The following is a 16,519-nucleotide window of genomic DNA, read 5'->3' on the forward strand; positions in this document are numbered from 1 at the left end:
ACCATAAACAGCCATATTTTCAATTGATAATGTAATATGCAATATTTTGAATTGGAAAATATTACAGTTGACACATGGCTAAATTGCGGGTCAACAAGTCGGTGGAGGTATGAAAAATTAGACGATGGAATTAAACTAATGCCTTTCCCCCATTAAAACATGAAATGAAACTACGAATATAATCCTAAAACAGAACTATCATATAATATGGAAATTGCTCTCAAAAACAAATCACTGATTGGAGAATTTATCACAAGCATAACATTTATGTTTTTGCTCTCACCCGTAGGATACGCTCAACAACAATGGAAAATGCAGGCTTTACAGATGCAATCTAAATGGTCTAAAGAAGTTGACATTGAACATCCGCACAACGTTTACCCAAGACCCCAGATGATTAGATCTGACTGGTATAATTTGAATGGTCTTTGGGACTATACAATTACTAAATTCAGTTCACCATTACCAACAAATTACTCAGGGAAAGTCCTTGTTCCTTATCCTATTGAATCGGCTTTATCCGGAGTAAAGAAATCGTTATTACCAGATGAAATTCTTTGGTATAGACAGAGTTTTAATATGTCGAAGATCAAATTCAATAAACGACTATTAATACATTTTGGTGCTGTAGATTATAAAGCCACAGTTTATATCAACAATAAAGAAGTAGGAAGTCACGAGGGAGGGTATACAAATTTTTCGTTTGATATCACAAACTATATAATGGAAGGTGAAAATGAAATAATTGTAAAAGTACTTGACCCAACTGATGCAGGGGTAGGGCCGCATGGCAAACAGGTGTTAAGACCCGAAAACATATATTATACAGCCACAAGTGGGATTTGGCAATCTGTATGGATGGAATTTATACCAGAAATATCAATTTCATCGCTCAAGATTAAACCTGACGTGGATAATAGCAAACTTTACCTGCAAGTGAACCTTATGGGAAAAGCTAATGACTATAGCTTGGAGGCAATAGCAAAAGCCTCTGGTAAACTAGTCTGTAAGCATAGTTCAGGTACATCAAGGATAACAACAAATAAAGATACCAGTTATTCTTCCAGCTTTAGTTTACCTATCAAAAATATGCATTTATGGTCTCCTAATGATCCCTATCTATACGATCTTAAAATTCGGCTACTATACAAGGGAGAATTAGTGGATGAAGTAGAATCTTATTTCGGTATGCGAAAAGTTGAAATTAAGAAGGATTCGTCGGGTATAGACAGAATATTTTTGAATAACACATACACTTTTAATCTTGGAACATTGGACCAAGGATATTGGCCGGAGGGATTATATACAGCGCCTACAGATGAAGCACTTGCATATGACATCAAAATCATCAAAGAGATGGGTTTTAATACCATTAGAAAACATATCAAAGTTGAACCCGCTAGATGGTATTACTATGCAGATTACTATGGTATACTTGTTTGGCAGGACTTTGTAAATCCGAATCAAGGCTTGCCTCCCGGAGCAAAACAAGCTTTTGAAAAGCAAACTAAAGAAACAATCGATCAGCTATTTAATTATCCTTGTATCACAACCTGGGTATTATTCAACGAGCGATGGGGAGCTTACGATCAGCAGCGTCTTACTGAGTGGATTAAGAAAAATGATTCCACTCGTTTAATCAACGGCCATTCGGGAGAGATGCTGTATGTCAATGAACAATTAAGGCAGCCTTCAGAAAATCCATACGCATCAAGCGATATGGCTGATGTTCATTCTTATCCTAATCCAATGAATGCACCATATCTACCAAATAAAGCACGGGTGCTAGGAGAATTTGGAGGTATAGGCGTACCTGTTCCTGGACACCAATGGGATGACCTGACTGGCTGGGGTTATATACAAGCAACACCAAAGGAATTATTGAGTAAATATGAACATTTTATAAAACTTTTAGGAACCCTTGAGAAAAAAGGTCTAACCGCTTCCATTTATACGCAACCCTTCGATGTCGAAGGTGAAGAAAATGGCTTACTAACATATGACAGATCAATTATTAAAATCCCAATAAAACGCCTTCGCCAGTTACACGCAACCCTGACTAATTTGGACACTTCATCAATAGATATTTCAAAATTAGTTTTGCCTAAGACCTTAGATATCAACGATACAGATGAACGATTTCCACACCTTCTTCAAGAATTCAAAAGTGGTCGACAAGATTCGTGTTTTCTAAGAAGGTTGGTCTTAATGGCTCTGAGGTTGAAGGATCAGGAGAATGCAACATTAGTCGGCAACCAATATTTAAATTCATTAACCAATGTATTTCTAAAAGACAATTTAAACTTTATTCAACATATAACATCGACATCTCGTGATTCTGGTTTTAAAATGTTTTCAACTGACTCAATAAAAATCTCTAAGATAATTGGAAGGGCATCAGTTATCTCAACGCTTAAAAAAGTGATAATATCAGAAGAAATTTCCCCCTTTTTAAATAATTTGTCAGATAGTACAAGAGAAATAATAAATCATAATATACAACAAAAATATAGCGAATTTGGAAGACAATTATTAAACGAAGAACTACTGGGACATTATTGGAACGTAAAGGACTGGGATAATTTCTCAAAATACTACGTAATATATTTTGGCGAATCAAAGCACAAAAGCAAATATAATATTAATAATGCATCATGGCAGTTATTCCAACATTGTAATGATCATAGGGTTCTACATTTCGCTGCAGAAATTGCAAAATATAATATAGAAAGATTTGATAAAAGCCCAAACTCTTTAGATACATATGCGAACATTCTTTATAAAATAGGTAAATCACAGGAAGCACTTAAATGGCAAGAAAAAGCGGTAGTGGCTTCAAATAATAACAAGAAAATTTTAAACAATTACAATAAAATGAAAAAAGGTGAGCCTACTTGGTCTAAATAGAAAAAGCACATCATTATATGTTGGCATCACAACATAGGTTTTTAACTGAAACTAGGATGCAGTATAATTTGGTACCTTGAAAAATATATCCCAAGCTATTCTGAATATGAATGATTTAATCAAAAAATTGGCAATCCTCATTTGCATTATTTTATTGGCAGATCAGGTAAATGCGCAAAAACCGAGTTTAAATGTTAAAACTGATTACGCGGAATGGCCAACTTTGGGATTAGCCGCACTAAGTAACGACGGAAAATTCGCTGCATTTACCTATCAAAATGTTCCTATCAATAGTCAAACTTTAATAATCGTTTCAACAGATTCAAATTGGAAATTAGAAATACCTAATGGATCTGATATATTTACTACAAGGATAACAGAAGATAGCAAAACTGTTATTTTTACTTTGCCACATGACAGTATGGGCATTGTTTCACTTGGTAAGTCTGCAATAAAATATTTACATGGAATATCCTCCTTCCAGGTTCCTGAAAATGGAGATGGTAAATGGATTGCTTATCAAAAGAATGATTCTACAAAAACTTTAGTCATAGAAAATCTTCATAGTGGCCAAAACTTCTTTTATTTAGGTGTATTGAATTATAAATTTTATGATATGGGCAATACCTTGATCGTTACAAAACAGATTAAGCGTGATGATGGTATTATACAGCGTATCAGTCATATAAATCTTAAAACAAGAAAGGAAATAATAATTTGGGAGGGCACAGAAATAGCTGGTACATATTTCGATGAAAGACATAAACAATTATCGTTCCTTGCAATCCATTCAACGAATCCTGAACCAAATATATGGCTTTGGAAAATTGGCGACAAAAATGCCGAAATGTTAACAAAATGTGATATTAGCTTAGGTGGAGAAAATTTTAAAATAAAAAGAATTGCGAATTTTTCAAATGATGGGCGCCGATTGTTTCTTATCCTAAGAAAGGAAATCAGAAATGAAAAAAAACTTGACAACATTGCTCAGTTAAATGTTTGGAACTACAAAGATTTAAAACTACAGACACAACAATTAGAAGAAATAAAAGAAGGCATTTTTGATCAGGAGTTTTTAGCTACAATAAATTTAAAAGATGATAAAATCACGCAAATAACGAGAGATAATGAAACTTGCCTTGCAATCCATAATGAAACAGCATTTATCCAAAACACATATGGAGATATTGGTTTTGGCGAAAGAAAATGGCGTAAAAAAAAGGAGAACAATTTAACCCTTTTATCTCTAGTTGACGGAAGGAAACAGTTTGTACCAAATGGAATTATATCTCCTAATGGAACTTATATAATATTCTATGATGATGCAAAAGATATCTATAAATACTATAACATCTCAAAAAAAAATACTCGAACAATTCCAAGGAGTCTTAAATCTTCAGGATGGAAATTTGGACCAAGGGATGTTTATTATTCTGACCGAGGTATTGCTGGTTGGTTAAGCGATTCCCTTGTGTTAATTTATGATCGTTTTGATATATGGAAGATTGATTTAGCAGGAAAAACATCAGCAATAAATATAACGAATGGTTATGGAGCGCGAAATGAAATTATATTTAATTTGGTAAGCCAAAATACAAACCAACAACTTAATCCCGCTGATACTAATATTCTCCTATTAGCTTTTGATCCGAATAAAAAAAATAATGGAGTTTTTTATGCCAACCTAATGACTAAAAGAGATCCAAAGCTCCTTCATTTTGGTCAATTTTTATACGATTTTCCAGGAATAATTGGGGGAAGACAACCTTTGAAAGCGAAAAAAGCAGAAACTTATATTCTTTGTCAAAGCACTGCTCATGAAAGCCCTAATTACTTTTGTACCTCAGACTTCAAAAACTATAAGAAATTAAGTGATTTATATCCTGAAAAACGGTTCAATTGGATAACATCTGAACTAATAACTTGGAAAATGAAAGATGGAACCTCAAGAAATGGAATATTGTACAAGCCAGAAAATTTCGACTCGAGTCAAAAGTATCCAGTTATCATAAACTATTATGAACGAAATTCAGACCGTTTGCATTCATTTATTAAACCAGCTAGCCTATCTAACGGAGGGCAAATCAATATCCCTATGTTTGCAAGTAATGGTTATTTGGTATTTACTCCAGACATATATTACAACATTGGATCACCAGGAGAAAGTGCCTTAGTTTCGATTGAAACAGGAGTTAAAAGCCTCTTCAATTTACCATACATTGATACAAATAGATTAGGCCTACAAGGTTTTAGTTTTGGAGGATTTGAAACAAATTACATCGTTACACATAGTAACATTTTCTCTGCTGCTTGTTCTGCCGCAGGAATATCTAACATGATAAGCCTTTATGGTTCTCTTAGGGAGGGTGGATCATTTCAGGGAATATGTGAGGAAGGACAAATTAGAATGGGAAAAACTCTCTGGGAATCTCCAGAAAAATATTTAGAGAACTCTCCCATAATGAGAGTTGATAAACTTACTACACCTATATTAATTATGCATAATGTGAAGGATGATGCAGTACCATTTTCACAATCAGTTGAATTTTTTACTGCATTAAGAAGATTGAATAAAAAATCCTGGCTTTTATCTTATGATGATGGAAAACATGGTTTGAGAGGAAAATCCGCCATTGATTTTAATATTCGAATGTTTCAGTTTTTTGATCATTATTTAAAAGACGAAGCAGCGCCCAAATGGATGACAGAAGGCATTCCTGCAATACGAAAAGGCACTGACCTTGGGTTAGAAATTGACTCGAACTATAAAAGTAATAAGTAATTTTCATAAAAGAACTACTGTAATATTCAACAAAGATATCTAACTTATTATAGTGTTTCATTGAAAGAGGTACTCAAACCCCCTTCAATGAAACATATATTTGTTTTAAGTTCATCAAAGACTTGCAGTTACGCAGATTACCGGACAGGTAGTTGTAAGGTGTGTAGTGTGAAGCCTTGTTGTTGTAGCAGGCTCTATCAAGCAGTTAGCTGTTCTCAACGCTCTAACAGTTGCAACATTACAAATGTTATTAGCACCAGGTTTAAAAAATGTCTGCTCTACTCTTAGTTTATAACTATATACGACTCCCAATCCTGTAAAGAATGCCATTATTGACAAAAGTATTCTAATTTTTTTCATACAGAAATTTTTAAGATGCAATAAATTAAGCTCCTAACTTTACTTCCTTTTAAAAGACTTTTAAGATCTATCTTAGTCATTAATCTAAAGAGCAGCAGTTAATCGAATAAGAGGACAGGGGCCCGTAGTTGCTGCAACCGAAAGCCGGCGCTGTATAATATTAGTATCAGTTGTTGGGTACATCATCTTGGTGGTAGCGACATTACATTGTCCATTTGCGTTTTCTTTATAATAGACGTATTCCACTCGAACTTTGTACGCTAATGTTGTCCCAATAATACCAAAAATCCCTAAAGTAGTTAATAGAATCTTTGCACTTTTCATGGTAATAGGTGCTCTTTTGAAAAAAGCCAACTTTAAAAGTTAAGAATTCGAATTTCAATAAATAAGCATCCACCTTATTCCAATAGGGCTAACCAATATGGTTAGCCCTAAGATTTGAGTTGTTATAACAAAATTCTACTAAAGGGAAGATGTAACTGTTATAACTGGACAGGTCGTAGTTAACTGAGTGGTTGCAAGACTTGTTGTAATTTGATTGGGTGAAGGAGGAGCAAGTGTCAAATTCCTCTGAGTTTCTACATTACAAATTCCTTGTGCGTTTGATTTGTAGAAGGTATTCTCAGTACGAACTTTAAATGCCAGAGCTGCACTTACAAAACTAACAACACCAAGAGCTGTCAATAAAATTTTTGCACTTTTCATAATAATGGTGCTTTTTTTAAAAAAAAGCTAAACTTTTAATTAAATAAATGCCTACTCTGTTCAAATGGTTTTCGGCTTCCCCATTTTTTGACCGCACATACTTGCAAGGCAGAAACGGTCCGTTGCGCAACATTTTTTATTTTGTTAGGTTCAAAATTTGTTCACTTGAAATATTACCAATAAATACATTTTGAAGCTTTTGATCTTTACGGTAAATTGATATAAATGGAACAGCATCCACGTTAAAGTAATTTTTAAAAGTCTTTTGATAATCGACTAGGAAAATGACATTTTCTTTCATTTTATTAAATCCGAATTCTTTAGCTATTGAATCGTATTTATCTCCCCCAGATATCAATATGTAAAATTGAATACCTTTCAAGCGTTCGAGATTCTCCCTGACTTCGTTTAATTGCTTACTGCAGAATGGGCAGCCAGATTTGACATACAAAAACACAATCGGCTTATTAAAAATAGATGAGCCAGTACTTATTTTCGTAGTACTTTCAACAGAAAGGAAATTAAAAATTGGCATCTCCTTCCCTTCTAGGCCAGTAATTACAGGTTGATTTATGTAAGACTTATTCTTTAAAATAGTAGCATCTAGTAAACTACTGAGGCAGAAGTATAATCCTAGCGAAATACCTATAAAAATAATTGGCCTAAAAATATATTTCGCTCTCATATTCAATCTATATGACATTGGAAAAATATTTTTTATTGAACATTTAACTTCTTCAAATCTATAAATGAACTCTCTAAGTCATTGATAGTACTACTCCCCTCGCTTTTCTTTGCTTCCTTTATCATGTGATCGATGATTAGAAAGTTTATGGACAAAAGGCATATAATCGGAAATAGTTGAAACCTGAGAGCAATAGGTGATGCAAATACACTGAATCCAAAGTTGACAAACCATAATGCCATGGTCAATAAAATCACTTTCCACAGCGCGGGTCTATGCTGATACCCCTTTAAGATCACGAAACTGATAAAGCCGAATAAAAATATAACGTTAACTGCACCAGCCAATATTGGATAATAGTTAAGAATACTAACTTTGGAATCTTTAAAATGGCTTTTAATTTTATTGGTCTTGTATCCGAAAAACACCTGTGCAATCTGATGCACACTGTCAACACCTGTATTATACTTCTCCAAAAACTCAACTGGAGGGGCATAATATTTCAAGGCATTGGGAATTATATAATATTTCACGAATACTCCTGGGTATTCCTGGATTATGTAAGCACCATACTTTGCATACAACGGCGCTACAGTTGACCATTTCTTTACCTCCCCTGCCAATGAATCTTTCTTAAAACGGATCGCCTTGTATTTCTGAAGCGGTGATATGGCATCCCACATATATACCGTGCTAGCCACCATTAATTCCTGAGGATGCTTCCGAGTATCCCTTGTTGTATCAAAATAAGTCCTAACCATTTCATCCAGTTGGCGGAACCTCTTGGGTACTGGTTTAACGTTCACACTATCAACATACCGATATGCGTACATGGCATTGTTTGCCATTTGCCAACCGGTAAATGGGGAAAATTGCTTCTTCCCTGAAACTTCCAGATATTTATTACTTGTAAATTGGACAAATGCAGATATCATTATAATTCCCAATCCAAATCCAGCAAGTTTGAGCATAAGCCGCTGCCTCGATAACAGGATTACTAGGGCTCCAATAACAGGATAATAAAGGGCATTGTATCGGACAGTGAATGCCAAAAACAGGACTACGGCATTGAGAACGATCAATTTTGCTGATGGCCTATACAAGATCCAAATTAACTGCGTAAACCAGATCAAGCTTAAAGACAGAAAGAATGAATCACTTGAAACATAGTTCGCTAGGTATAGTAAAACGGGATTGAACAAAGTAACACTGAATAGTAGTATTTTGGTAAGCCTAGCAGGTTTGAAAAAATAAAATAATGAGAATACAAAAGCCAAAGAGCTTGCCTGTAGAAGGAAATATTGAAAGCCTACTAATAAGGTGTCAGACTTTGTAAAAACACTGAAAAGTCTTAGGAACTTTGAATAGCCTATTGGGTACGTGTTAATATCAAAATTATGATAGGCAGTTTCCAGGTACACATAGGAATCCCCATTGATAAAACTTGCAAAGGGATATAGAAATTTAAATATCACGAACTGCAGAATAATTCCGAGGATACCTACTCTTAAAAACCATGTATAAGATGGATTCCTAAAAATATAATCCTTTAAGCTCAGCTTTTCTTCATTTAAAATAGTGGGCTCCGGAGTAAATACTGATCCTTTTGCACCGGATTCGGATTTCTCTTCATGGTAATCCTGCTCAGTATTGATCGCCCAGATATTCTCCTTAGCAATAGATCCAGCTATAATATTATCGACAGCTACCATGGCGGTCAGCATCGAATGGTCAGAATTATTGTATTTATGCATCCCGTTCCGTCCTACAAGGAAAAGATTTTTAAAGCTATCAATGAAATTTCTTATTACATCAAAACGGTTATAAGTACCGAAATACGCCGGATAAGTCTTCTCCATTCTGAGCACCGTGGAATCCATCACATTAGCTTCTGCAGCCAGCCCTATTTTTACTAGCTCGTTTATCGCCAGTGCTCTGATATCCTCATCCTTCATATTCCAGAAGGAATCGTTAGAGTTGCAGAAAAACTCCATGCCCACCCATACCGTATCCGGGTCCTTTACCATATAAGGGCTCCAGTTATTAAAAAGTTGTAACCTTCCCACCTTTACATCCTTCTCCTGAATATAGATCCAGGTGTCCTTCAGCTCAAGTGCTTTCCATTCGCCAGTTTTCTTGTCCTGAAAGGACAATTTCTTTAACAAAATACCTACTGTAATAAAATCCCGGTATTGGAGGCCCGCCGCAACTTCCTTCACATCTTCAGGTATGGTGCCGTCTAGGCCTCCTATCAGTTCCTGGACTGGCATTGTCGAAAAGAAATAATCGCCTTCCAGGTAACTGGTTTCACCGGTTATATTGTTGATTGCTGCTATAGCAGTTACTTGATCCCCAGAATCTGACGTGTATATCCTTTTTACATCATGATGCATCATAATCTTACCACCCATGGCCTCTACCTGCCTTGCCACTTCCTCCCACAATTGACCTGGACCAAATTTTGGGTACAGAAACTGTTCTATCAGGCTGGTCTCGGTATCCTTCTGAGTGATGTCACCCTTAGTTTTATTTTTCCGTTTTGTAGCCGTTTGAATCGCATGCTGGATAGCTTTGCTGATAGAGACACCCTTAATGCGTTGGGCTCCCCACTCTGCAGATATCTCATGGCAAGGAATGCCCCATACTTTCTCAGTATAATCCCTGAAAAACAACATATATAAAACCTTCCCAAACCTGTTAACCATAAAATCTTCCAGATTACTTTCTGGCTTACGGGGAAACAGCTGCGCCTTCAGATAGGAGAACATGATTAAAATCGTCGTCCAAAACCCCAATTTGGTAAGGGTATCAATCGATAGCTGGATGGGATAGGTAAAGAATTTTCTCAGAAAATAAATGCGTGATAACCGTTGCCGAACAAGCATAACTTTGTCATTGTCCTCTCCCGCCCTTTCATCTGACTTAATGGAACCGGTAATTATATTACGTGATTTGTTCTGATAACTGATATTGAGTAGATCCTGGCTATCCGATTCAACCGGTAAAATTTTAAACCACCAGTCCATTACCCGATCTGACTTGGAAAAGAAACGATGCCCGCCAATGTCGATACGGTTACCTTTATAATTGACAGTTTTTGATATCCCGCCAATATCACCGCTCTTCTCCAATATAATGGGGGTAACATCCGTTCTTTTTAATAATTCATATGCTGCGGTAAGACCGGCGGGACCGGCCCCAATAATGATGGCTGTTTTCTTCATAACAGACTACTTTTGAGGGAAAGGAATTATTTTAATTTTCAAGAATCACCCAACACGGGAAATGATAGTTTATCTGGTTTAAGCCACCTGGCTAGAAAATAAGTTATGCCTATATTTCCAGTCATAAAATCCGGTGTTGCTCTGAAATGATCCGTTAGCCAGTAATATGTATTTTCTTCCGATTTTTTCCTCAGATGATAAAGGGAACCTGCAATCCAATCTGCCCTTGTCTTCCATTCTTCACTTTCCAGAACTTGGTAGGCCTCTAAATATACCTCACCTAATCCGGCAATACCCGACGCCTGACTTGTGTTCCGATATATGACCTCCGATTTATGACTTTTCAGGGCGCTCTCACAAATCTGTCTGTAAACCGGCTTTCTGAAAATCTGGTATGCCTTTAAAAAGGTCAGTGCGATTCCGGCAATACCGTTATTAAACCAGGGATCAACCTCTTTTCTTTTTGAATCGGTATACCAGAAAATACTTTGGCCCCTTTTGCCCGACTGCCTTTGGAGCCATTCCAGCCCACGTGTGGCCGCTGTCAACGCTTTCTCTTCTGCATAAAATCTGCCGAAGCAAAGAAGGAAATAGACGATTCCACTTACACCGGTTACAATTCCGGTCTCTATTCTTCTATCGACTGCTGTTTCCCAGCTTCCATCCCTGGACTGATGGGTTAACAGCTGGTCCACGATATTACCAAGTTGCTGTTTTAAAAAATTTGACGGTAGAAAACTTGTACATTGTAACAACCCGATACCTGCGCCGGCAATTCCCGCAGAAAGGTTTAAATTCTTTGAACTTTCATGAAAACATGCTTCCATCAGGGCTAGGTTTCCATCGTTCTTTTCAAAATATCCGCAGGATATTCCTGATGCAAGCAAGACCCCTAGCCCACCCTTGCCGTTATACAGACCGGGAGACATCTCCTGCAACCTGCCAAAACCTTCCCGCTGCAAATATTCCAAGTTTGCACCTGCACGTTGCTTTAAAATCTCCGAACATTGGTAGCCTGCTTCCTTTAGTCGGAACAATCCATAAAATACTCCCGCCGTACCATTGTACAAGTCTGGTAGGTGCCCATATAATGCATTTTGTTCGCTGACCTTGGAAAACCACAACCCATGTTTATCGGTTAGGTGGATGCTCGATAGTGAGGCAATGGTCAAATCAACGAGAGAATTTGCTTCCTTACGATTGAGGACCTGACTTTCAGAGATTATTTCAGGTCTGGTTTTATCGTGAGTATGCTCCTGTATATTTTTCAACCTCTCCTGTACCGTTTCCAGCTCCGGGCGAAGCGCTGGATCAGATTTCATACAGGCACTGATTAAATCTGCTATATCCCGGTCTTTAATAAAGTGATACAAGCTATCGCATAAATCCTTGCCGGAAGACGCCTCGAAATCCTTTGGTAACAGTCCTGTGAAAATCACAATCATCAGCCCCCCTAGGCCGTAAATATCCTCCTTGATCGTAGGCTTGGAACATTTTTGCTGCTCAGGGGACATATATCCCATCGTTCCTAATGAAAAAGGAGGATAGGGCTCATTAGTTATAAGAGAGTAACACAGCTCAAGGTCAATCATCTTTACGGTGCCGTTCTTTAGGATTAGAAAATTGGATGCTGTTATATCCCTATGAACTATATTATAACTGTGTAGAACAGAGATGATACGTATGATCTTCATGAGATAATCGGTGAGCAACCTGCGAGTTTCAGCGTTCAGACCTGTCCAGTTGGAACCATCGTAGATTATTTGCACTTTGTCTTCCAGTGCAACACTATCAATAAATTCCATAACGAAATAGGCATCGCCTTCGTCGTAAAAAAAATCTATAATATTGGGCAGCGGAAGGAACGATCCTAATTCCTGGTGCAGCTTCAGCTGCCATTTCAACCGGTCCTGTATATCTCTTCCGTGCTCGTCTGAACACATATACTGTTTTCCCTCCTTGATTATGCAAGGACTGAAACTAAGCCAAGATTTGACGTATACGGCCCTATATACGTTTCCTCGGAAATCGTCTTTTATCAGGTTTGCAAATTTGATACGCTTTTTATATAATCGCCTTGCGGAAATATCAGAAATCTTAAGGATAGGGCTAAATGGCCAGGTCAAACCACTGGAGGTATTCAGCATACGGGGATTTTTCTTGCAGGTCTCGTAGAGTTTAACGATATAATCTTCCCCATCAATATATTCATGAAAATGTCCGTAGCTTGTGAAGACCGGGCCAGATAGCCTAATACCATCGAGTATGGCGGGGCCTTTATAATCGGCCGTAACAGCAATTAGAACGTTAGCCAATTCCAGGGCTTCGTTATCGCCTTTAGGATATATACAGACTACCCTATTTAGGTATTCAGGCCCGTATTTACCATCCAATAGCCCCTCTGCGGCACGCATATCTCTGGCAATCCTAAAATATACTCCGGCCTTCTTCAGCACAGGAATTATCTTTTCGACTAATGCTGAAACCTGTGTTAGAATAACAGAAACATACAATTTCCAGCCATGGCCGGTCAGCGGCTCACCGATTTCTAAGTAAAAACTGTCCAATTTATAATCCAGTCCATTTTCTTTAATGATCTCGGTAAAATCAGCGGTCATCGTGGCAACAACTTCGTTATGCATGATAGTCGTTTAAATGATTGTTTATTTTCCTGAAGATTATCAAAAGGTAATTCCTATGGAAAGTGAAAGTTGGGACATGGAACTCCCATCAATAAATGATGGACAGATGTGAGCCCATAGAATATGTGGAATTACAAAGTACAATAATCTGGCTGTTAGTGAGAGCTTACGATTTAAACAGTCGTATATCAACCCAGATGGTAAGTATCCATTGGTTCGATGAGCAGTCACCAATTATTGCTTTAAACTATATTAAAGAAGATTCTATCCGTAAACAAAGGTTACAGTTGACATGGTTCAATGGCATTATGAGGGTTCGTAATTATCCATTCCGGTCTATCTGGTTAACTGGGAATGACCAATTCTTTGCTATTTAACCGATCGTTGTTAAACCAAAGCTAAACTATCTAACTGCAATTTACATGCAGTAATAATTTTTTTTAAAACTTTTAAAAAATTCCTGTTCGAGTCGATATAACCAAGTCCTGCGACTGCAATACTGCAGCAGGGAAAACATTGAACTTAGAATACCTGAACATATTCCCTCAAAATGAAACTGTTTATCTTACTTATCATTATTACATTATGCACTATTGCTTCTCGCGCTCAGGGAATTAAAGAGATAATTATTACTGGAACAGTAATCGATAAAGAAACCAAGGAACTGCTACCCAAAACGACCATCACGATACTAAACCTACCCGACTCGATTGTCATAGCAACGTTTCAGACAAATAATCAAGGGCAATTTAGTATTACTATAGGAAGTGATAAGGCCCTATTGCTATCATTTCGATACATCGGCTACCGATCATTAAGCAAGGAACTAAAAACTCAATCTGAAAACAGGAAACAAAACCTTCACATTATTGAGCTTCAAAAAACAGGACTTACTTTATCTGTGGTTGAAATCAAAAGTCCTATAATCGTTAAAAAAGACACGATAGAATTTGATGCCAGCTATTTCAATACCAGAGATAAAGCAGCGGTAGAAGAATTATTGAGAAAACTCCCAGGAATCACTGTTGACAGAACAGGCAAGATAATAGCCCAGGGAGAATCGGTTAGAAAAATCCTGATCGATGGAAAGCCATTCTTTCTGGATGACCCAAGCCTTGCCACCAAAAACCTAACTGCTGACCTTATTTCAAAAGTGCAGGTAATTGATCAAAAATCAGATGAGTCACAATTTACCGGAATTGATGATGGAAAGAGAGAAAAGGTAATCAACCTGACTATCAAAGAGGAAAAAAGAAACAAAATTAACGGAAATATATCTGCCGCTTTAGGCACTGACAATCGCTTTACCAGCAACGCCAACATCAATCGCTTTGGCAAAGGTGAGCAGATGTCACTTATTGCAAAATCCAACAACACCAACAATTATCCAGACAACAGGACAAGTGAAAGTCCGCCTGGTTTAAATACCATCTCCAATGCCGGCATAAATTACAACAAGGATATAGGGAACAAAATTTCACTTAATACAAGTTATATAGTCGATGAAAACAAGAACACTAACACCATACAAACTTTTAGACAAAACTTTCTGGAGGACGGTACATGGACATATGATCAGTATGCAGAATCTCGCAACAGGACGTTTGCGAATAGATTCCAGCTGGAAGCCAAATATAAAATTGACTCCATCCAGGAACTTGAATTCGCTACTAACGGATTCCTTAATAGCATCAATAACCGCAGTACAAATATATCAGAATCCAGGAACCAGCTAGACCAGTTGATAAACAATGGACATCAGAATTATCATACATCTGGCAGAACCTCTAACATATTCTCCTCTTTTTCTTACCGGCGAAAGTTAAGAAAACCTGGTCGTGCCCTTTCAACCGCAGTCAGTTTTGGCATTACAAATGGAAATAATCATAGCTTCAATAATTCAATAAATACCTATCATAAACAGGGCGGTGAAATTACTTCCGATAGTTTAGATCAACGGAATATATTGAAATCAAAAGAAAAGTTCCTGCAATATTCATTTGCCCTTACTGAATCACTGCTAAAATCCAGTAATCTGAGGTTTTCTTACATTTTTACCCGGTATGACAATTCCCCTTCTAAAGAAACAAGCGACTATAATTACCTGGTTAAAGACTATACCAATTCCAACGATAGCCTGAGCAATAACTTTAATAACCTTTCCAGTTTCCATGTATTTGCCTTAAAGGTCAGGACCCAAAAGCCGAAGTACGATTACGGACTTGGCATAACCTATTTATATAACGGCATGAAAAACGCCAATTATACCAGGAAGACAAAACTCGATAAGGATTATAAGATCCTTTTCCCTTCAGCTTCCATCAACTTCCCCTTTTCAGGAGGCCGAAACCTGCGTTTTGATTATTCGGTAAATATACAGCAACCCACCATCCAAGAACTTCAACCGGTTCCCGACAATGCCAATCCCTTATACATTCTGGAAGGAAATCCCGACCTAAAGCCTGCACGTACAGACAAGCTGAACGCCAGTTATTCTTTAATAAACCCACAGACTATGCGCAGTTTATCCTTTAAAATCACTGCGGATCTATATTCCAATAGAATAACTTATTCCAATTACTTCGACTCACTAGGCAGGCAGATTAGTCGCCCCCAGAACGTCAACGGCGCTTGGAATATCAACTCAGGGCTAGATCAAAGCTTTCAGATAAAATTCATGAATGCAAAAGTAAGTTCCAGTACTGCGGTAGGTTACCTTAGAAGTGTGAACTTAATTAACGGCAAAACAGGTTACACCAATAATCTCACTGCAGGCCAAATGTTGGCATTTAATGGAGATGCAGGCAAAGTTATGACCTTGGGGCTGGACTTGGGCATACAGTTCAATAATCTTACCTACTCTCTGCAGGATGAAAGTAACAGGAATTTTTCATACACTGTTACGTTGAACACAACTTTTCACTTACCCTATGGTATATCACTGGATATTTATGGTGATTACAGACAGCTCACTGGGCTCTCAGCAGGTTACAATGCGGATTTTCTTCTGCTTAACGCGGGTATATCTAAATCTTTACTTAAATCAAAAAAAGCATTGATCAAACTTTCAGGCTATGACCTTCTTGACCAGAATCTAAGCGTTGTAAGAAGTGTTGGGGAGGGCTACATTGAAGATTTAAGAACTTCTGTCCTTCAGCGTTTTTTTCTGCTGAATTTTACTTATTTTTTCTAACCTAGAACCATCGGACTATTG

At 37.2% G+C, this 16,519-nt stretch carries 8 protein-coding genes; 4 read left to right on the forward strand and 4 right to left on the reverse strand.

The window, feature by feature from the left end:
• The first annotated feature begins 207 nt into the window (after positions 1-207).
• On the forward strand, positions 208-2,907 hold the full coding sequence (locus BMY50_RS03400; protein ID WP_093318346.1) for a glycoside hydrolase family 2 protein: 2,700 nt from the start codon (positions 208-210) through the stop codon (positions 2,905-2,907).
• A gap of 106 nt (positions 2,908-3,013) precedes the next feature.
• On the forward strand, positions 3,014-5,689 hold the full coding sequence (locus BMY50_RS03405; RefSeq protein ID WP_093318349.1) for an alpha/beta hydrolase family protein: 2,676 nt from the start codon (positions 3,014-3,016) through the stop codon (positions 5,687-5,689).
• Positions 5,690-6,511: 822 nt separating this feature from the next.
• Here the strand turns inward: BMY50_RS03405 and BMY50_RS03415 are convergent.
• The 4 genes from BMY50_RS03415 to BMY50_RS03430 form a co-directional block, all read right to left on the reverse strand.
• The gene (locus BMY50_RS03415; RefSeq protein ID WP_093318354.1) at positions 6,512-6,754 is read right to left on the reverse strand and encodes a hypothetical protein; all 243 of its coding nucleotides are present in this window, start codon (positions 6,752-6,754) and stop codon (positions 6,512-6,514) included.
• 136 nt (positions 6,755-6,890) lie between these two features.
• Positions 6,891-7,439, reverse strand: coding sequence for a TlpA family protein disulfide reductase (locus BMY50_RS03420; RefSeq protein ID WP_162276526.1), 549 nt, complete (start codon positions 7,437-7,439; stop codon positions 6,891-6,893).
• Positions 7,440-7,471: 32 nt separating this feature from the next.
• Positions 7,472-10,663, reverse strand: a complete 3,192-nt coding sequence (locus BMY50_RS03425; protein ID WP_093318366.1) for an NAD(P)/FAD-dependent oxidoreductase — start codon at positions 10,661-10,663, stop codon at positions 7,472-7,474.
• 38 nt (positions 10,664-10,701) lie between these two features.
• A complete protein-coding gene (locus BMY50_RS03430; protein WP_093318368.1) occupies positions 10,702-13,305 on the reverse strand; it encodes a lanthionine synthetase LanC family protein in 2,604 nt (867 codons plus the stop codon).
• A gap of 95 nt (positions 13,306-13,400) precedes the next feature.
• Here BMY50_RS03430 and BMY50_RS27905 point away from each other — a divergent pair, with 95 nt between their 5' ends.
• Both BMY50_RS27905 and BMY50_RS03435 read left to right on the forward strand, forming a co-directional pair.
• Positions 13,401-13,682 carry a hypothetical protein gene (locus BMY50_RS27905; RefSeq protein ID WP_139202193.1) on the forward strand — a complete coding sequence of 94 codons (282 nt, stop codon included), beginning with the start codon at positions 13,401-13,403 and terminating at the stop codon, positions 13,680-13,682.
• 173 nt (positions 13,683-13,855) lie between these two features.
• Entirely contained in the window at positions 13,856-16,498 is a 2,643-nt protein-coding gene (locus BMY50_RS03435; RefSeq protein ID WP_093318372.1) for an outer membrane beta-barrel protein, read from the forward strand.
• Positions 16,499-16,519: the final 21 nt, after the last annotated feature.

Origin of the sequence: Olivibacter domesticus (genome assembly GCF_900109575.1) — a bacterium.
Taxonomy (GTDB): domain Bacteria; phylum Bacteroidota; class Bacteroidia; order Sphingobacteriales; family Sphingobacteriaceae; genus Olivibacter; species Olivibacter domesticus.